Source organism: Phyllobacterium sp. YR620, from assembly GCF_900104165.1.
GTDB classification, from domain to species: Bacteria; Pseudomonadota; Alphaproteobacteria; order Rhizobiales; family Rhizobiaceae; genus Phyllobacterium; species Phyllobacterium pellucidum.
In genome coordinates this window covers 237591-257192 of record NZ_FNJP01000006.1, presented here as the reverse complement: position 1 = coordinate 257192, position 19602 = coordinate 237591, and the positions used below count along the sequence as shown (strand labels likewise).

Genomic DNA, 19602 nt, shown 5'->3' with positions numbered 1-19602 from the left:
TCACTTACTCGCCACGAAGCATTGCGTCTGTTCAGTTGCGGTTGGAATGCGCGCGGACGAAATTTGCCGTATCGTCCAAAGTCGGAGCGACGAAGCGCATGGGCGACCCCATCGCGCCGATGATGCCGAGGTGTCCAACGCCCGGGTAGAGCTTTATATCAACGTTGTTTCCGCCAGCGCTCAACTTCTCGGCAAGCCGCGTGCTGTTTCGCGGAAAGACCGTCGTGTCGCTTTTGCCGTGCAGGAGCAGCGTAGGCGGCTCGTGGCGTCCGGCAAACGCCACGGGTTCGGCCAGCGTCGTCGTTTCGGCGGTGCTGAATATGGCCGCTATCTTTTCGTCCTGCGATGGCAGGAAATCATAGGGTCCGGCAATACCGACAAAACCCCCGAGGTCCCTGTTCGGCGTCATGCCCTCCCTCCCGAGCCACGTCTTGTCGAGTGCGAGCATCGCGGCAATGTAAGCGCCGGCGGAGTGGCCGACGACGAACAGCTTTGCCGGATCGCCACCGTATTGGCGTGCATGATCCCTGGCCCAGCGAACGGCCTTGGCGCCGTCGTCAAGAAAGCCTTCATAATGAACCTGGGGGTAAAGCCGATAATCGGGTATCACCGTAACGATCCCCTTGGCGGCCAAAGCCGATCCCACGAATTGATAGGTTTTCTTGTCGCCGTTCTGCCAGCTGCCGCCGTAGAAGAAGACGGCCACCGGGGCGGCATGCGCACCGGCCGGTGCGTAAACATCGAGCGTGTGCCTCGGCCCTTCGCCATAGGCGACGTCCTGCTCGACTCGAGCACCATTGGAAGTGGTGGCGATGTTCAAGATTGTTCCCGGCGAGCACGCCGCCAAGACCATGGCCGCACCAGCGACCGCCGCGATTGCCAAAAAGGGGCTCAAGTGCTCAAAACCCCATGAGGGGTTGGACAAGCCGGCCAACGAGGCTCTTCATCCGCAAGCGGCCATCGACCACGGCGAGACAAATGCATTCCTCATCAGGACCCGCTGCTGGCTCGTGCTCGAGACTGGCATCGGCAACGATCAGATCGCCGACGTGGTAGTCGCCGTCCGCATCATGCAGTGAACCCTTGAGAATGAGCGTGTATTCGGTACCCGCATGGGAATGTTCGGGCAGCACCATGCCCGGTTTCGAGCGCAGCAGCATGGGGCGGTTGCGGGCGGAGCCACCGCGGCCGATCGAGCTCCAGCGTACGCCGGGCGCAAGGAATCTCCACTTGCCGATATCGTAATGTTCAAGCGGCTGTGGCAGGCGCATCCCTTCTGGCAACTCAGCGAGCCATTTGCCCCGTTCAACCACCATGGCACGCGGGCCTGAATCGATCCGCGCAAGCGTCTTCTCCAACGCGTCGGGCGAAAGAGCGCTTTCGGACGCGTCCTCAAGCGCGATCCCGCCAAAGATTTCGAAGGCGCGGACGCGCTCGGCGCTTTCCGGACACATCGTCAGGTGTGCCGCGACCACGAGCGCCGGACCCGGCGCCAGGGTTCCGGCGGCATAGGCCATCAAAAGGTCGTCGGATGGACGGTGGGACATCGTTACTGTTCCTCCCCCAGCAGGCCGCGCAAGCGCTGCATGGCTAGCCGCAAGCGGGATTTCACCGTACCGAGCGGCAAGCCGAGCACTTTGGCGATTTCACTGTGGGGTTTGTCATCGAAGTAATGCAGACGTATGACGTTCAGCTGGTCCGCCGAGAGCAGATCGATCGCAGTGCGAACCCGGTGTTCGCTCTCGGTTCTCAGCACCTCGTCGGAGGGGGAGGCTGGAAGTTCGGGCGCCGGATCTTCAAGCAGATGCTGCGCCGGATAGCGCTCACGGCGTACTGAATCCACGCGCAAATTGCGTGCGATAGTGAATATCCAGGTCGAAGCGGAGGCTTTCGCCGGATCGTATAGCGCCGCCTTGCGCCATACCATCAGCATGGTTTCCTGTGCAAGTTCCTCCGCCTGTCCGGCGGCCATGCCACCACGCATGAAAAAACCTTTCAGGCGAGGTGCAAAGTAGCCGAAGAGTTCCGCGAATGCCGCCTTGTCGGCCTGCTGCGCTATGGCCACCAGCCTCGCCGACTGCTCCGCCTTTTCCGTCACGACAGCGCACCCGCCGGCACTCGGGCCCTTAACCCGACGCGCCGACATCGCTCGAAGTTGCCTCCGCCAGAGGGTCTCGAAATTGTAAAAGCCAAACGTACCGACGTCATTCATACCGCTCTATACGCAGGCCCACCGCAATCGGATCATCGCTTCGGGACCAGCGAAACTATCAATGATCCATTCCCGTATCTGCAACGTATTGATTGCAGCACAGGGAGACAACGTCTGATTTCCCTTGGCTGTCGGTGTTTGCAGGATGACTTCGGGAGAACAGGGTTGAAAATCGCAGTCATAGGGTCCGGTATATCCGGCATGTCGGCCGCATGGCTTCTTTCGCAGAAACACGAAATCACCGTCTACGAACGCGAAACGCGCATTGGCGGGCACAGCAATACCGTGATTGTACCCGGTGAAGGTGGTGTGGCCGTCGATACCGGCTTTATCGTCTACAATGAACAGACCTATCCCAACCTGACCGCGCTGTTTGCCTTGCTCGGCGTTGAAACCGCGGCGTCGGAAATGTCTTTCGCCGTCTCGCTCGATAGCGGCAGGCTCGAATATTCCGGAACGGGCTTCAGCGGCCTTTTTGCCCAGCAACGCAACCTCGTCAATCCGCGGTTTTGGCTCATGCTGCGCGACCTCTTGCGCTTTTATCGCGAAACTCCAGCCCATGCGGGCAAGCTTGGCCTCATTGCGCTTGGCGATTTCCTCAAACGCGAAGGTTACGGCCGCGCGTTCCGTGACGATCATCTGTTGCCAATGGCATCGGCCATCTGGTCGGCGCCGGCTGCGAGTCTTCTCGACTATCCGGCCGAAGCATTCATCCGCTTCTGCGACAATCATGGATTGCTCAAGCTTGCCAACCGGCCCGTCTGGCGCACGGTCAAGGGCGGAAGCCGAAACTACGTTGAGCGCCTGACGGCGAATTACAGAAACCGCGTCCGTACCGGCTGCGCCGTCGCATCGGTCCGGCGTGCCGGCGATCATGTGACGGTCTCAGATATCCACGGAGTGACCGCCATATTCGATCATGTCGTGATGGCGGGTCACGCCGACGAGACGCTTGCCCTGCTCGCCGACCCGTCGGCACTCGAGAAAAGACTGCTTTCCGCCTTTCGCTACTCGGTTAATCGCGCCGTGCTGCACGAGGATGAAACGCTCATGCCGAAGCGGCGTTCGGTGTGGTCGAGCTGGAATTATCTTGGCGAACGCAAGGAGATGCAGCCCCCAAGTCAACTCTGTGTCAGCTATTGGATGAACAGGCTTCAGCCCCTCGAAACCGATCGCCAGTTCTTCGTTACCCTCAATCCTCGCCATGCGCCGGACCCGTGCAAGGTGCTGCATACCCAGACCTATACGCATCCACTCTTCGACAGTGAGGCCATGCAGGCGCAGCGCCAGCTCTGGCAGTTGCAAGGGGCTCGCAATACCTGGTTCTGCGGCGCTTATTTCGGCGCGGGCTTCCATGAAGACGGGCTCCAGGCAGGCCTTGTCGTTGCCGAAGATTTGGGTGGCTTACGCCGTCCTTGGACCGTTGCCGATGAATCGGCGCGCATCCATCGCCAGCCATTGGCTAGTCCGGTAGAGGTTGCGGCATGAGCGCAATTTCCTCGGCAATTTATACGGGCAAGGTGACGCACAAGCGTTTGCGGCCCCGGCAGCACTTCCTGCGCTACCGCATGTTTTACATGCTGTTCGACATTGATGAGATTGACCGGATCGCCCGGGAGCACTGGCTGTTTTCGCGCAACCGCTTCAATCTCTTCAGCTTCTACGACCGCGATCATGGCAATAAGTCCGAGGTCGCCAATGACGGCTCGCCGCTGCGAAGCTACGTCGAGGATCATCTTCGCGCGGCGGGAGCAGAGCCCGATGGCGGCGCAATCCGCCTGATGTCGATGCCGCGTATCCTCGGCTATGTGTTCAATCCCCTCAGTGTCTATTTCTGCCATGATCGCGCCGGCGCATTGGCCGCATTGATCTATGAGGTGGATAACACGTTTGGCCAGCGTCACAGCTATGTCTTCCCCCTCGACAAAGGCACCGGCAGCGCCGGACCATTGCATCAGGAGTGTGCCAAGGCGTTTTATGTCTCGCCCTTCATGGAGATGGCGCTGGGCTACGATTTCACCATCAAGATTCCCGATGACGCCGCCTCGATCGTGATCAATGCCAGCGACCGCGAGGGCCTGATCATCGCCACCGCTTTTGCCGGCAGGCGGAAGGAATTCAGCGACTGGCAACTAGCGAAATTGTGTTTCGCCTATCCCCTGCTGACCCTTAAAGTCATTGCCGGCATACATTGGGAAGCGCTGCGGATATGGTTGAAGGGCGTCGGCCTCAAGCCTCGGCCGCAGACACCCGTTCAGACCAAAACCATCATAGCGCGATCGACCCGGGCAGAATGACTGACGACAACACTGATAAGCCGGCGATCGTGCTCTTTCGTCACGACCTACGCATCCGCGATAACCGCGCTCTGCTAGCTGCTGCCGGCTCCGGCAAGCCGGTTATCCCGATTTTCCTTTGGGATGAGACGAATGAGGCTTCGCGGCCAATCGGCGGCGCGCGGAAGTGGTGGCTGCACCATTCACTGAAAGCGCTGGGCGCTTCGCTCGAGAAACTCGGCGGCCGTCTCATTCTGCGGCGGGGAAAAACTGCGGCGATTGTCGACGAAGTATTGGATGACACCGGAGCCGATGTCGTGCTGTGGAACCGTCGTTACGATCCACCCGGCATTGCCATTGATACGGCACTCAAGGCTGGATCATCAAACCGGGGAATCGTGGCCGAGAGCTTCGAGGGCCATCTGCTGCACGAGCCATATGCGCTGAAGACAGGCTCCGGTGGGTATTACCGCGTTTATTCGCCGTTCTGGCGCGCGCTGAATGCGCAGCCCGAGCCCCGCGATCCACTGGCCGCGCCGCGAGAACTATTGGCCTGGCCGCACCCGGTAACGACGGACAGTCTCGACGACTGGGCGCTTCTGCCCCATGAGCCCGATTGGACCAATGGCTTTTCCAGAGACTGGACGCCTGGTGAAGAAGGAGCCCATGAGCGGCTTGCGGACTTCCTCGACAGGTCGATCGACCGCTACGTAGCCAAGCGCAATCGTCCTGACATGGAGGCGACATCGCGGCTGTCGCCGCACCTTGCGCATGGCGAGGTAACGCCCTTCCAGATATGGCATGCCCTAAAGGCGCCAGAAGTGCTCGATCATCGATCGGGCGTGGAAAAGTTCCGCGCAGAGGTAGGCTGGCGGGAATTCTCCTGGCATCTCCTTTTCCACAATCCGAACCTGCATTCGGAAAACTTCAAGCCGGCCTTCGACAATTTCGCATGGGCGGGCGATGCCGGTAGCCAGTTCACCGCCTGGAAGCGCGGGCTGACCGGCTACCCTATCGTCGATGCCGGCATGCGTCAGCTTTGGCAGACGGGATGGATGCACAACCGCGTGCGAATGGTCGTCGCTTCCTTCCTCATCAAGCACCTGCTCGTTGACTGGCGCGAGGGCGAAGCGTGGTTCTGGGATACGCTCGTCGATGCGGATCCCGCCAACAATTCTGCGAGCTGGCAATGGGTGGCTGGGTCCGGCGCCGACGCCGCTCCCTATTTCCGCATCTTCAATCCCGTCCTTCAGGGTGAGAAATTCGATCCGAAGGGAGACTATGTTCGAAAATTCGTGCCGGAACTGAAGGCGCTCCCTGCAAAATTTGTGCATCAGCCGTGGAATGCGCCGGAAGCCGTTTTGAGGGAGGCGAATATCAGTCTCGGCGAGACTTATCCGCGGCCCATCGTCGATCATCAAGCTTCCCGCCGCCGAGCGCTGGATGCCTATTCCACGGCGATGAGGTAACGATTCTGGTGGTCGGGTTTCAATCCGCCTAGCTGTGTGTGCCCATTTGCCGGCAACGCTGTGGACACATCAAATAGCCCATCAAAACAAGTCAAAAAGAGTTGCACACCTCAACGGGTTGATCTAAGACTTTAGCCGGAGGAGAATTCTCGTGGGGAAAATGACGCTTGAAGACGTCGCCCGAGAAGCCGGTGTAAGTCTCGCAACGGTTGATCGCGTCGTGAACGGGAGGATGGGCGTGCATGCACGCACCATCGAGCGCGTCAATGCGGCCATAAAACAGCTTGGTTTCCTGTCGGACCCACATGCCTCGCGCCTTGCACGCGTGCGTGACTACGACTTCCGCATCATTCTGCCGACCGGCGAAAACGAATTCATGCAGAGCCTCGCCGCCGAGTTTCGCGCAACACGCGAGCGCCAGCTGCAGGAGCGCGTGCGACTTTCGATCGAGCATGTCGATACCTTTGACGGCGTCGCCGTTGCAGCGGCGCTGGAAAGCCTTCCTTCCGGAATAGATGGCGTCGCCGTCGTCGCGCTCGATCATCCGGCCGTGACCGAGGCGATCAACGCGCTCGCCGATTCCGGGGTCGTTGTACTGACACTCGTATCGGACGTTCCGAATTCCCGCCGCGCCCACTATGTCGGCATCGACAATTTTGCTGCCGGTCGCACGGCAGCCTCGCTCATTGGCCGCTTTGTCGGGCCGCGCAAGGGCAAGGTCGGCATGATCGCGGGTTCGCTCGCCCTGCGCGATCACATCGAACGCCAGTTTGGCTTTGAGCAGATCATTTCACGCGAGTACCCGAACCTCGAAGTATTGCCGGTGCGCGAAGCCCGCGACGAGAACGCCCGCGTCGAAGCGGCGGCAGGCGCGCTTTTGAAGGACCATTCGGATCTTGTCGCAATCTATAATGCCGGCGGCGGACAGGCGGGCGTGATCAAGGCGCTTGAGGCAAGCGGCCACGTCTCCGACGTGATTTTCGTTGCCCACGAACTGACGCCCTCGACGCGGCGGCATCTGGTGCGCGGCACCGTCGATGCGCTTATCAACCAGGATGCAGGCCATATGGCGCGCAGCACCGCACGCATCCTGACGGCGCTGCGCGAGGGACGCCCCATCGTTCCGGGGCAAGAGCACATTCGCATCGATATTTTTCTCAGGGACAACATGCCCTGACGGCAGGAGACTTAAGGGAGGAATTCATGAAGACGATCAAGGGACCAGCCATTTTTCTCGCACAGTTCGCGGGCGATGCGGCGCCATTCAATTCCTTCGATGCCATCTGCGGATGGGCTGCATCCCTCGGCTATAAAGGGGTGCAGATTCCGGCTTGGGATGCGCGCTTGATCGACCTGAAGAAAGCGTCGGATTCCAAGGATTATTGCGACGAACTCGCCGGTACGGCGTCGGCGCATGGCCTGACCATCACCGAGCTTGCCACCCATCTTCAGGGGCAGCTCGTCGCCGTTCATCCCGCCTATGACGAAATGATGGATGGATTTGCAGCACCGGAAGTGCATGGCAATCCCAAGGCGCGTCAGGAATGGGCGGTTGATCAATTGAAGCGCGCTGCGCGGGCGTCAAAACATCTCGGCCTGAAATCCATGCCGACCTTCTCCGGCGCCCTTGCATGGCCGTATATTTATCCGTTTCCGCAGCGTCCGGCCGGTCTGGTCGAAACAGCGTTCGATGAACTTGCCAAACGCTGGACGCCCATCCTCAACTATCTCGACGAGCAGGGTATCGACGCCGCCTATGAGATTCATCCTTCGGAGGATCTCCATGACGGCATAAGCTACGAAATGTTCCTGGAGCGCGTGAACAATCACACGCGTGCCAATCTGCTCTACGATCCCTCGCATTTCGTACTGCAGCAGCTCGACTATCTCGACTACATCGACATCTATCACGAGCGGATCAAGGCGTTCCACGTCAAGGATGCAGAGTTCAATCCGACGGGACGCCAGGGCGTCTATGGCGGGTTCCAGTCATGGGTCAACCGCGCCGGTCGCTTCCGTTCGCTGGGCGACGGTCAGGTGGATTTTGGCGCGGTGTTCTCGAAATTGACTGCCCATGATTTTGATGGCTGGGCTGTTCTGGAATGGGAATGCGCGCTGAAGCACCCCGAGGACGGTGCGCGCGAGGGCGCCGAGTTCATTAATGCGCATCTCATCCGTGTGACCGAACGCGCATTCGACGACTTTGCCGGAGCCGGCACCGATGAGGCCGCAAATCGCCGCATACTTGGCTTGAAGTAGGGGGAACGAGATGGTCATCGGAGCATCGAAGGAAAAGCCGGCGTCACGCCGCATTCGCATCGGCATGGTCGGCGGCGGGCAAGGCGCCTTCATAGGGGCGGTGCACCGCATCGCCTTGCGTATCGACGACCAATATGAGCTGGTCGCCGGCGCGCTGTCGTCCGATCCGGAACGAGCCAAGGCTTCGGCACGCGAGATCGGCATCGCCGAGGACCGCGCCTATACCTCCTTCGAGGATATGGCCAAGCAGGAGGCAAAGCGGTCGGACGGCATCGAGGCGGTTTCCATCGTCACGCCCAACCACATGCACGCGCCAGCCGCCAAGGCATTCCTGAAGGCCGGCATTCATGTCATCTGCGACAAGCCGCTGACGACGACGGTGAAGGAAGCCAAGGAACTGGTCTCGCTTGCCGGCAAGAGCGGCAAGCTGTTCATCCTCACCCACAATTACACCGGGTACCCAATGATCCGACAGGCGCGGGCCATGGTGGCAAAGGGTCTGCTCGGCGACCTGCGCGTGGTGCAGGCTGAGTATCCGCAGGACTGGATGACCGAAAAGACCGAGGCCACGGGTTCCAAGCAGGCTGAATGGCGCGTCGATCCGAAACGCTCGGGCGCTGGCGGAGCCATCGGCGATATCGGCACGCACGCGTATAACCTTGCCTGTTTCGTTTCGGGGCTGAAGCTCAAGCAGCTATGTGCCGAGTTGACCAGTTTCGGCGAGGGCAGGGTGCTCGACGATGACGTGCAAATCCTGCTCCGCTTTGACGGTGGAGCAAAGGGCATGATCTGGGCAAGCCAGGTGGCGCCCGGCAACGAAAACGGGCTCAAGCTGCGCGTCTACGGCACCAAGGGCGGTCTCGAATGGACCCAGGCCGACCCGAACTATCTCTGGTACACGCCATTCGGCAAGCCCAAGCAGTTGCTGACCCGGGGCGGGGCGGGGGCTTCGCCCGAGGCGGCGCGCCTGACGCGCGTGCCAAGTGGCCATCCTGAAGGCTATCTGGAAGGTTTCGCCAATATTTACAGCGAGGCGGCGCAGGCAATCTTCGCTGCGCGCACCGGCAAGAAGGCGCCAAAGGATGTAGTATTCCCAACCGTGGAAGATGGTCTCATAGGCATGGAATTCATCGAAGCCGCGGTGAAATCGTCGAAAGCCGGCGGCGTCTGGACGAAGGTGTGATGGGCAATCGGCAGGACAGAGGGAGGTGCCAATCATGAGCGTGGCACCCACAGGAGAGACCAGCACTTTGCTCCCCGTCCTCGAGGCGCGTGGCATCGCCAAGGCATTCGGCCCGGTCGAGGTCCTGACCGATATAACCCTGTCGGTCATGCCGGGCGAGGTGCATGCCATCATCGGCGAGAATGGCGCCGGCAAGTCGACCCTGATGAAGCTCCTGAGCGGCCACCTTACGCCGACGCGTGGAACGGTGGCGATTGACGGAGAGCCCGTCATATTCAACGGTCCCGTAGATGCAGAACACCGCGGCCTCGTGCTCGTCCACCAGGAGATTTTGCTCGCGCCGGATTTGACGGTTGCCCAGAACATCTTCATGGGCCGGGAACTGAAGCGCGGTCTGATGGTCAATGACCGCGAAATGAACCGCCAGTCCGCAGAGGCGGTTCGTAGCCTCGGTGCAGAAATTGAGCCGACGACGCAGATTGCGCGGCTTTCGATTGCCCGCCGCCAGTTGGTCCAGATCGCGCGCGCCCTGCAGGTGCCGCATCGTGTCGTCATCTTCGACGAACCCACTGCCTCGCTGACGCCCTTCGAGACGGAAGCCCTGCTCAAGGTCATCCGCGATCTGCGCGACAAGGGCGTCGCCGTGCTCTATATCTCGCATCGCCTGCCGGAAGTCGCGGCAATCGCCGACCGGATCACCGTGCTGCGCGACGGCAAGCTGATTGCAACCCGCCATGCGGCCGAACTGCAGCCAGTCGACATGGCGCGCCTCATGGTCGGGCGCGACATGTCGAAGCTCTATCCCGAACGCGAGGATACTGCGACGCGGCAAAACGTTCTCGAGGTAAAGAATTTTGACGTGCCGGGCTATGCCAGCGATGCGAGCTTTGTCTTGCGCAAGGGTGAAATCCTCGGCTTCGCAGGCCTGATCGGCGCCGGGCGCACGGAATTGTTCGAGGGTCTTGTCGGCCTGCGCACTGCCCATGGCGAGGTCAAACTCAATGGCAAGCCGGTCAAGTTTCACAGCGTGCGCGACAGCATGTCAGCGGGCATCGTATACCTGAGTGAAGATCGCAAGGGCAAAGGCCTGTTGCTGGCGCAAGACCTGCGCACCAACCTGACGCTGGCGACGCTCGGCAAATTTACCAACGGGCCGCTCATCGAGCGCAAGCGCGAGGACAAGAGCCTCGACAAGGCAATCGCTGATTTCGACATCAGGGCGCGCCGGCGCGACCTTCTTGCTGGACAGCTTTCAGGCGGCAACCAGCAGAAACTGCTCCTCGCCAAGATGATGCTGCTCGAGCCGAGCATCGTCATCATTGATGAGCCGACGCGCGGTATCGACATCGGCACCAAGGAACAGATCTACAGGTTCATTGCCGACCTCGCGAAGGCAGGCAAATCCGTCGTCGTCATATCCTCCGAAATGCAGGAACTCATCGGCATCTGCCACCGCATTCTCGTCATGCGTTCGTCGCGCATTGTCGGCGAGGTTACCGGCGACGCTATGACGGAAGACGAGATCGTCGTCTACGCCACCGGCGTCAAGATCAACGAAGCAGAGCTTTACAGTGCGGGGAACGCATGAGCGACACCAAGGTAATCACCGACGCACGCGGTTTTGGCCGCAAACTGGCGGATCTCGACAAGACGGCGGTTGCGCCATTCCTGGCGTTGGCGGCGCTGTTCGTCCTCGGCGCGCTTGTCAATCCGAACTTCCTTTCGATCGACAACTTGCTCAATGTCTTAACGCGCTCGTCCTTCATCGCCATCATTGCCGTTGGCGCGACTTTCGTGATTTCCGCGGGCGGGCTCGATCTTTCGGTCGGCTCGATGGCGGCGCTCGTCGCCGGCATCATGATCCTGTTCCTGAATTCAGGTGCGGTCGACGGCGACATGGCGATGCTTGCGGCAGGCGTCGTTGTTGCCATCGGCGTCGGTGCGCTGGCGGGTCTGCTCAACGGTGCTGTCATCACCATCGGCAAGATCGAGCCCTTCATCGTGACGCTTGGCACCATGGCGATCTTTCGTTCCGTGACCGTGTGGCTGGCGGATGGCGGCTCGATCGCCATGAAATCGATCGCGATGCGCAACATGTTCCGCCCCGTCTACACCGGCGTTTTTCTCGGCCTGCCGATACCGGTCTGGATCATCATCATCGTCGGCGTTCTTGGCGCCTTCATTCTCTATAAGACGTCCTTCGGCCGCCACGTGATTGCTGTCGGCTCGAACGAAGACGTCGCGCGCTATTCGGGCATTCACGTCAATCGCGTACGCGCCATGACCTATATTCTTCAGGGCATTTGCGTCGCCATTGCGGTCGTCGTCTATGTGCCGCGTCTCGGCGCAGCGACGACGACAACGGGCATGCTGTGGGAATTGCAGGCGATCACTGCCGTCGTCATCGGCGGTACGGCGCTGCGCGGCGGCGTCGGTCGCATCTGGGGAACGATCTGCGGCGCCTTCATGCTGGAAGTCGTCGGCAACATCATGGTGCTCTCCAACATTGTCAGTGAATACCTGATCGGTGCCGTTCAGGGCACGATCATCATCATCGCCATGCTGGTGCAGCGCACGCTGCAGAAGAAGAAGGCGTGACGCTGGCAGAGGCAAACCGGTGGCAGGGCCACCGCAACGAGACCGGACGGGGGAACAGGGCCACCCACCGCGCCGCAATCAAGGCCCGAGCAGAAAATTGGGAGAAGACAAATGCGTAAACTATTGATCGGTCTTGTTGGAGCGGCGCTCGCTTCGACGATGACCTTCGCCTACGCGCAGGACAAGAAGGTCAATATCGCCGTCTCTATACCTGCGGCCGACCACGGCTGGACCGGCGGCGTCGTCTATCATGCAGAACGGGCCGCCAAGCTTCTAGAAGCCGCTCACCCAGGCCTGAAGATCACCATCAAGACTTCGCCGGACGGTGCTGCGCAGGCAAACGCGCTCGAAGACCTGACCACACAAGGCATCGACGCGCTCGTAACCCTGCCGCACAATTCGGACGAACTGACCGATCCGATCCGCGCGGTAAAGGAAAAGGGCGTCTTCGTGACGGTCGTTGACCGCGCTCTTTCCGATCCGACGATCCAGGATCTCTACGTTGCCGGCAACAATCCGGAGCTCGGCCGCGTCGCGGGTGAATACCTGAAGGATACGTTGAAGACCGGCGATGTCGTTGTCATCCGCGGCCTCCCGATCGTCATCGATGAAGAGCGCCAGAAGGGTTTCGACGATGCGATTGCCGGCAGCGGGATCAAGGTTCTCGACAAGCAGTTCGGCAATTGGTCGCGCGATGACGCCTTCAAGATCATGCAGGACTATCTGACCAAGTTCCCGAAGATCGACGCCGTATGGTGCCAGGACGATGACATGGCGGTTGGCGTGCTCGAAGCCATCGATCAGGCCAAGCGCACCGACATCAAGATGGTCATCGGCGGCGCCGGCATGAAGGACATGATCAAGCGCGTTGCCGACGGCGACAAGATGACCCCGATCAACGTTCTCTACCCACCATCAATGGTTGCAACGGCGATGGAACTGACGGTTGCGAACTTCTACGATCAGGTTCCGGTGCGCGGCAAGTACATCCTCGACGCAACCCTTGTGACCAAGGACAACGCCAAGGAATTCTACTTCCCGGATTCACCGTTCTGATTAAGGCTGGTCTGTCCAGCTTGCAATCGAAAGGCCCGCAAGGGCCTTTCTTTTTGACTGAAATCCGGGTCCAGCTATGTTGTCTGACTTTCGACTGATTGACTTGATCTGAGTGTTCGGATTAAATATGAGTATAGTTATCAAGTTTATTGAACGGCGACCGACGCGGGTTGCCGTTCAACGAGAGGCTCAAAATGTCCCGCCGCCAGATCATCGACCTTCAGGTCCGCCTTCCAAATCCTGTCTCGCGGCCTGCCGCGCCTGTCCAGCCATTAGCGCCTGAATTCCGCGTTCTAGGTAGTGAAGTGCTTTTCAAAGGCAATAAGGAAGTTGGTATCGAACATGGCGGCTCCTTGTATCGGTTGAAGATCACGCGCCAGGGCAAACTCATTCTCAACAAGTAACCGAGCGATTCCTATGTCTTGGACGAGCATCGCGAGGGCCGCGTCGGCAGGATGGTGCGCGCCTGCGCGGCGTTGCGACATTTTTTGCCGCCATTAGAACTGACTTGTTGACATAAAGATATCTTTATGTGACCGTGGCGCCTCTCTAAAAATCATTATGAGGCATTTCGAGTCATGGGTATTGCATCTGGAACCATTGGCGAAAAATTGCTCGGCGCGGAAGCGGCACCCCGCGACGGTTCCGAGGTTTTTGCAGCGCTGACGCAGGCAGCAAAAGAGCGAATCCTTATCCTTGACGGCGCCATGGGGACGCAGATCCAGGGCCTCGGCCTGAAGGAGGAAAACTTTCGCGGCGAGCGCTTCGCCGATTGCGCCTGCCACCTCCAGGGCAACAACGATCTTCTCATCTTGACCGAACCGCAGGCGATTGAAGACATCCACTACGCCTACGCCATGGCCGGCGCCGACATACTCGAGACCAATACCTTTTCCTCGACCACGATCGCCCAGGCCGACTACAGCATGGAGGATGTGGTCTATGAGCTCAATCGCGATGGCGCCCGGCTTGCGCGCCGCGCCGCGCTGAAGGCGGAGCAGAAGGACGGCAAGCGCCGCTTCGTTGCGGGCGCGCTCGGACCGACGAACCGCACGGCATCGATATCGCCTGACGTGAACAATCCGGGCTACCGCGCGGTGACGTTCGATACCCTGCGGGCGGCCTATGCCGAACAGGTGAGGGGATTGATCGACGGTGGCGCCGACATCATCCTCATCGAGACGATCTTCGACACGCTGAATGCCAAGGCGGCCATCTTCGCGACGCAGGAAGTTTTCGAGGAAAAGGCAATCAACCTGCCGGTCATGATCTCCGGGACCATCACAGATCTTTCCGGACGCACCCTGTCGGGACAGACGCCGACCGCCTTCTGGTACTCCGTACGTCATGCCAGGCCCTTCACCATCGGTCTCAATTGTGCGCTCGGGGCGAGCGCCATGCGCGACCATCTGGCCGAGATCGCGGCAGTTGCCGATACGTTCGTGTGCGCCTATCCCAATGCAGGGCTCCCGAATGAATTCGGTCAATATGACGAGAGTCCTGAAGCGATGGCGGCGCAGCTCGAAGAGTTCGCCAAGGACGGCCTGCTGAATATTGTCGGCGGCTGCTGTGGCTCGACTCCGGAACACATAAGAGCCATTGCCGAAGCGGTCGGCAAATACCGGCCGCGCCCCATTCCCGAGACCGAAACCCATATGCGGCTATCCGGTCTGGAGCCATTCACGCTGACCAGGGATATCGCCTTCGTCAATGTTGGCGAACGCACCAATATTACCGGCTCGGCGAAGTTCCGGAAGCTGATTACCGCAGGCGATCTGCCGGCGGCGCTCGATGTTGCGCGCGACCAGGTCGCAAATGGCGCGCAGATCATCGACATCAACATGGACGAGGGACTGATCGACAGCGAGAAGGCCATGGTCGACTTCCTCAATCTGATCGCCGCCGAACCCGACATCGCACGCGTGCCGGTAATGATCGATTCGTCGAAGTGGGACGTGATCGAGGCCGGCCTCAAATGTGTCCAGGGCAAGCCGCTCGTTAATTCGATCTCAATGAAGGAAGGTGAAGACGCCTTCATCGCTCATGCAAGGAAGGTTCGCGCCTATGGGGCGGCTGTCGTCGTCATGGCGTTCGATACCGAGGGCCAGGCCGATACGCTCAAGCGCAAGGTGGAGATTTGTACGCGCGCCTATGAACTCCTGACACGTGAGGCTGGTTTCGCGCCTGAGGATATCGTGTTCGACCCGAACATTTTCGCGGTCGCTACCGGCATCGAAGAGCACAACGGTTATGGCGTCGCCTTCATCGAAGCCACACGGCAGATCACGCAGACCTTGCCGCACGCTCATATTTCCGGCGGCGTTTCCAATCTTTCCTTCTCGTTCCGTGGGAATGAACCGGTGCGCGAAGCGATGCACGCCGTTTTCCTCTACCATGCCATTCAGGCCGGCATGGACATGGGCATCGTCAACGCGGGACAACTGGCGGTTTACGAATCGATCGATCCGGAACTGCGCGAGGCCTGCGAGGATGTGGTCCTCAACCGGCGCGACGATGCGACTGAACGCCTGCTAGACCTTGCCGAGCGCTACAAGGGCTCGGCGGGCAGGGAAGCACGCGAGCGCGATCTTGCCTGGCGCGAATGGAGCGTCGAAAAGCGGCTCGAACACGCGCTCGTCAATGGCATAACCGAATTCATCGAAGCCGACACAGAAGAAGCGCGTGCACGGGCCGAGCGCCCGCTTCATGTCATCGAGGGGCCGCTGATGGCCGGCATGAATGTCGTTGGCGACCTGTTTGGTTCCGGCAAGATGTTCCTGCCGCAGGTAGTGAAATCCGCCCGCGTCATGAAGCAGGCCGTCGCCGTGCTGCTGCCCCACATGGAGGCGGAGAAGCTTGCCAATGGCGGATCGGGAAAACGCGAAAGTGCCGGCAAGGTGCTGATGGCGACCGTCAAGGGCGATGTACACGACATCGGCAAGAACATTGTCGGCGTTGTCCTCGCCTGCAACAATTACGAGATCATCGATCTCGGGGTCATGGTGCCGTCAACGAAGATTTTGCAGACGGCGCGCGACGAGAATGTCGATATTATCGGCCTTTCGGGCCTCATCACGCCCTCGCTCGACGAGATGGTGCATGTTGCGTCTGAACTCGAGCGCGAGGGCTTCGATGTTCCGCTGCTGATCGGAGGCGCAACCACGAGCCGTGTACATACGGCGGTCAAGATCAATCCGCGCTACAGCAATGGCCAGACCGTATATGTGACCGATGCAAGCCGGGCGGTGGGTGTCGTTTCGAACCTTCTGTCGATGGATGCGAAGCCCGGCTTTGTCGATACGATCCGCGCGGAATATGAGAAAGTTGCGGAAGCGCATGCCCGCAACGAAGCCGACAAGCAAAGGTTGAGCCTAGAGAAGGCCCGCGGCAACGCGCATAAGGTTGACTGGTCATCCTATGTGTCGCCCGAGCCGCAATTTACGGGCACTCGCGTTTTCGAAAATTACGATCTTGCGGAAATTGCCCGTTACATCGATTGGACGCCTTTCTTCCAGACCTGGGAGCTCAAGGGTCGCTACCCGGCTATCTTGCAGGACGAAGCACAAGGCGAAGCGGCGCGCCAGCTCTTTGCGGATGCGCAGGCGATGCTGACAAAGATCATCGATGAGAAATGGTTCAATCCAAAGGCCGTCATCGGGTTCTGGCCCGCAGGGTCCGTCGGGGATGACATTCGCCTCTTTGCCGACAACGTCCGCGATAAGGAGATCGCAACGCTGTTCACGCTGCGCCAGCAGCTTTCAAAACGCGATGGCCGGCCGAATCTCGCTCTTGCTGATTTTGTCGCGCCGGTGTCGAGCGGTGCGCAAGACTATGTCGGCGGCTTCGTCGTCACGGCAGGCATTGAGGAAATCGCCATCGCCGAACGGTTCGAGCGGGCAAATGATGATTATTCCTCGATCCTCGTCAAAGCGCTCGCCGATCGCTTTGCCGAAGCCTTTGCCGAACTCATGCACGAGCGCGTCCGCAAGGAATTCTGGGGCTATGCGCCGGAAGAAACATTTGCGGCGGATGAGCTTATCGGCGAGCCCTATCGTGGCATCCGTCCCGCTCCCGGCTATCCGGCGCAGCCGGACCACACAGAAAAGGATACGCTCTTCCGTCTGCTTGACGCGGAAGACAAGATTGGCGTGCGGCTGACGGAAAGCTATGCGATGTGGCCGGGCTCCTCCGTGTCGGGCATATATATTGCCCACCCGGAATCCTATTATTTCGGCGTTGCCAAGGTGGAGCGCGACCAGGTGGCTGACTATGCGAACCGCAAGTCCATGCCGGTTGAAGAGGTTGAGCGTTGGCTGGGTCCGATCCTCAACTATGTTCCGGGCCCCCGCGTTCAGGCGGCGGAGTGAAGATAATGGCGCGGCGGGGCGCCCAGCATGCGTTTGAACATGGTCGTGAAGGCGGGAACGCTGTAGCCGAGATCAAGTGCCACGCTGGTCACAGGTTCGCCCTCGGTAAGGCGGGGCAGAGCCGCGAGCAGACAGGCCTGCTGACGCCACGTCGAGAGGCTTAATCCTGTTTCGCGGCGGAACATACGGGTAAACGTGCGCCGGCTCATGCCGAGCCGGTCCGCCCAATTGTCGATATTGGTGTGCGGTGAGGGATCTTTCAGGAAACCCCGACAGAGCATGGCAAGCCGCCGATCCTCGGGAAACGGCAGGCCAAGTGGGCGCTCCTCAAGGTTCGGAATCTCATGCAACAACAGTCCCATGACGAACATCGTGCGTTCCTCCGCCTGCCTCTCGGGCGCAACGGCGACTGCTTCGCGAATAAGATTGTCCATCAGCGGTGTCAGGCCGACGACGTGCAGGTGATCCTTCAATCCCGCCACGGCATCCGGCCGCACATAAATCGAATGCATCGAAACATCGCCAAGCATGTCCACCGCGTGTTCGACGCCGGCAGGCAGCCACAGCGCGTGGTGCGGCGGCACCATCCAGCGGCCGAATTTCGTGGTCACCATCGCGACGCCGGAAATTGCGTGGAGCAATTGCGCCTGGATATGATGGTGGTCGGGAATGTGGTGGCCTGACGGATAAAGCGTGGCCAGCGCGAAAACATCGCCTTCGGCCTGCTCCAGCCATTGCAGCCGCAACCGGTGCAGCTGTTCGAGCTCCAATCCGGCGGCATTGCGAGCAACGAAGGTTTGGTAACGCATGTTTTGGCCCACTTGCGAAAGAATTGGACCAAACCACGAAAGCAGGTTGGTAGCAACCGATATATCAGTTTGAAAAAGGGCGGGGCAATCCTTGCGACAACGCCCTTGTTTTTCGATGGAACGCCTTGATGACCGATACGACCTTGCCCGCACAGCGGACCTCCGCTGACACGACCGTCTTTGCGATAATTTTCGCCGTCAGCTTCTGCCATTTGCTCAACGACATGATGCAGTCGCTGCTTGCCGCGATCTATCCGATGCTCAAGCAAAATTACGGTCTCGATTTCAAGCAGATCGGCTTTCTGACGCTGACCTTCCAGGTCACCGCCTCGCTGCTGCAGCCGATCGTCGGAACGTATACCGACAAGCGGCCCATGCCGTATTCGCTCCCGGTTGGCATGGCGTTTTCGCTCGTCGGCCTCGGACTTCTTTCTGTGGCGACCCACTACGCGATGCTTCTTGCCGGCGCAGCCTTCATCGGCATCGGTTCATCCATTTTTCACCCGGAATCATCGCGGGTGGCGCGTCTTGCCTCGGGCGGCCGCCACGGTCTTGCGCAATCCTTCTTTCAGGTAGGCGGCAATTTCGGTACCGCACTCGGTCCGCTGCTCGCAGCTTTCATCGTGCTGCCTCGCGGCCAGCAGAGCATTGCGTGGTTTTCCGCCGCGGCCCTCATCGGAATGATCGTCCTTTATCAGGTCGGCAACTGGTACCAGCGCTATCGCAAGGCCAACGCGAACAGGCCGGCTGCAAGCAAGCAACTCAAACTGCCGCGCGGCAAAGTTGCCATGTCGCTGATCATCCTGACCTTGCTTGTCTTTTCCAAGAACATCTATCTCGCAAGCATATCGAGCTATTACACATTCTATGTCATCCACAAGTTCGGGATCTCGGTGCAGCAGTCCCAGATGATGCTGTTCCTGTTCCTTGGCGCAGCGGCAGTCGGCACCATTGTCGGCGGGCCGATAGGCGACAAGATCGGCACAAAAGCCGTGATCTGGTTCTCGATTCTCGGTGTCTTGCCCTTCACGCTAATCATGCCCTATGCGGACCTCTTCTGGACAGGCGTTCTCACGGTCCTGATCGGCCTTATCCTGTCGTCAGCCTTCCCGGCGATCGTTGTTTTCGCTCAAGAACTGGTACCGGGCCGTGTCGGCATGATTGCCGGCATCTTCTTCGGCTTCGCCTTCGGCATGGCCGGCATAGCGGCGGCGGTGCTCGGTTTCGTCGCCGACAACAAGGGCATCGACTACGTTTACATGATCTGCTCGTTCCTGCCCTTCCTCGGCCTGCTCACAATCTTCCTGCCGAGCATGAAGGAAGTGCGCGGCGAACAGGCTTAACAATTGAAGGCCCGGTATTATCCGGGCCTT

The 19602-nt window shown here is 59.8% G+C and carries 16 protein-coding genes; 12 read left to right on the top strand and 4 right to left on the bottom strand.

Features of this window, described 5'->3' with window-relative positions:
• Positions 1-31 precede the first annotated feature (31 nt).
• The 3 genes from BLR72_RS19540 to BLR72_RS19530 form a co-directional block, all read right to left on the bottom strand.
• Positions 32-820, bottom strand: coding sequence for an alpha/beta hydrolase (locus BLR72_RS19540; protein WP_210183741.1), 789 nt, complete (start codon positions 818-820; stop codon positions 32-34).
• A gap of 79 nt (positions 821-899) precedes the next feature.
• Positions 900-1547 carry a ChrR family anti-sigma-E factor gene (locus BLR72_RS19535; protein WP_091951206.1) on the bottom strand — a complete coding sequence of 216 codons (648 nt, stop codon included), beginning with the start codon at positions 1545-1547 and terminating at the stop codon, positions 900-902.
• A gap of 2 nt (positions 1548-1549) precedes the next feature.
• On the bottom strand, positions 1550-2146 hold the full coding sequence (locus tag BLR72_RS19530) for a sigma-70 family RNA polymerase sigma factor (RefSeq protein ID WP_244506763.1): 597 nt from the start codon (positions 2144-2146) through the stop codon (positions 1550-1552).
• A gap of 231 nt (positions 2147-2377) precedes the next feature.
• Between BLR72_RS19530 and BLR72_RS19525 the strand changes: the two genes are divergently transcribed.
• The 11 genes from BLR72_RS19525 to metH all read left to right on the top strand — a co-directional run bounded on the left by BLR72_RS19525 (position 2378) and on the right by metH (position 17420).
• Complete coding sequence (locus BLR72_RS19525; protein WP_091951202.1) at positions 2378-3700, top strand: NAD(P)/FAD-dependent oxidoreductase; 1323 nt, start codon at positions 2378-2380, stop codon at positions 3698-3700.
• Complete coding sequence (locus BLR72_RS19520; protein WP_091951201.1) at positions 3697-4509, top strand: DUF1365 domain-containing protein; 813 nt, start codon at positions 3697-3699, stop codon at positions 4507-4509. Before BLR72_RS19525 ends, BLR72_RS19520 begins: the two co-directional genes overlap by 4 nt.
• Positions 4506-5957 (top strand): cryptochrome/photolyase family protein, encoded by a 1452-nt coding sequence (locus BLR72_RS19515; RefSeq protein WP_091951199.1) that lies wholly within the window; start codon positions 4506-4508, stop codon positions 5955-5957. The genes BLR72_RS19520 and BLR72_RS19515 overlap by 4 nt, the downstream gene beginning before the upstream one ends.
• A 160-nt stretch (positions 5958-6117) precedes the next feature.
• Positions 6118-7134: a LacI family DNA-binding transcriptional regulator gene (locus BLR72_RS19510; RefSeq protein ID WP_036814676.1), complete on the top strand. Its 1017-nt coding sequence runs from the start codon at positions 6118-6120 to the stop codon at positions 7132-7134.
• Between the two features lie 26 nt (positions 7135-7160).
• Complete coding sequence (locus BLR72_RS19505) at positions 7161-8216, top strand: sugar phosphate isomerase/epimerase family protein (RefSeq protein WP_091923499.1); 1056 nt, start codon at positions 7161-7163, stop codon at positions 8214-8216.
• Positions 8217-8226: 10 nt separating this feature from the next.
• Entirely contained in the window at positions 8227-9399 is a 1173-nt protein-coding gene (locus BLR72_RS19500) for a Gfo/Idh/MocA family protein (protein ID WP_091951197.1), read from the top strand.
• Positions 9400-9433: 34 nt separating this feature from the next.
• Positions 9434-10987, top strand: coding sequence for a sugar ABC transporter ATP-binding protein (locus BLR72_RS19495; protein WP_091951195.1), 1554 nt, complete (start codon positions 9434-9436; stop codon positions 10985-10987).
• On the top strand, positions 10984-11997 hold the full coding sequence (locus BLR72_RS19490; protein WP_091951193.1) for an ABC transporter permease: 1014 nt from the start codon (positions 10984-10986) through the stop codon (positions 11995-11997). Before BLR72_RS19495 ends, BLR72_RS19490 begins: the two co-directional genes overlap by 4 nt.
• 111 nt (positions 11998-12108) lie before the next feature.
• The gene (locus tag BLR72_RS19485) at positions 12109-13053 is read left to right on the top strand and encodes a substrate-binding domain-containing protein (protein ID WP_027232299.1); all 945 of its coding nucleotides are present in this window, start codon (positions 12109-12111) and stop codon (positions 13051-13053) included.
• A gap of 194 nt (positions 13054-13247) precedes the next feature.
• Positions 13248-13457, top strand: coding sequence for a hemin uptake protein HemP (locus BLR72_RS19480; RefSeq protein ID WP_091951191.1), 210 nt, complete (start codon positions 13248-13250; stop codon positions 13455-13457).
• 174 nt (positions 13458-13631) lie between these two features.
• Positions 13632-17420 carry a methionine synthase gene (gene metH, locus BLR72_RS19475; protein ID WP_091951189.1) on the top strand — a complete coding sequence of 1263 codons (3789 nt, stop codon included), beginning with the start codon at positions 13632-13634 and terminating at the stop codon, positions 17418-17420.
• Here the strand turns inward: metH and BLR72_RS19470 are convergent.
• Positions 17405-18229 (bottom strand): AraC family transcriptional regulator, encoded by an 825-nt coding sequence (locus BLR72_RS19470; protein ID WP_027232296.1) that lies wholly within the window; start codon positions 18227-18229, stop codon positions 17405-17407. The genes metH and BLR72_RS19470 overlap by 16 nt on opposite strands.
• A 128-nt stretch (positions 18230-18357) precedes the next feature.
• Here BLR72_RS19470 and BLR72_RS19465 point away from each other — a divergent pair, with 128 nt between their 5' ends.
• A complete protein-coding gene (locus BLR72_RS19465) occupies positions 18358-19572 on the top strand; it encodes an MFS transporter (RefSeq protein ID WP_027232295.1) in 1215 nt (404 codons plus the stop codon).
• The last annotated feature ends 30 nt before the right edge of the window (positions 19573-19602 follow it).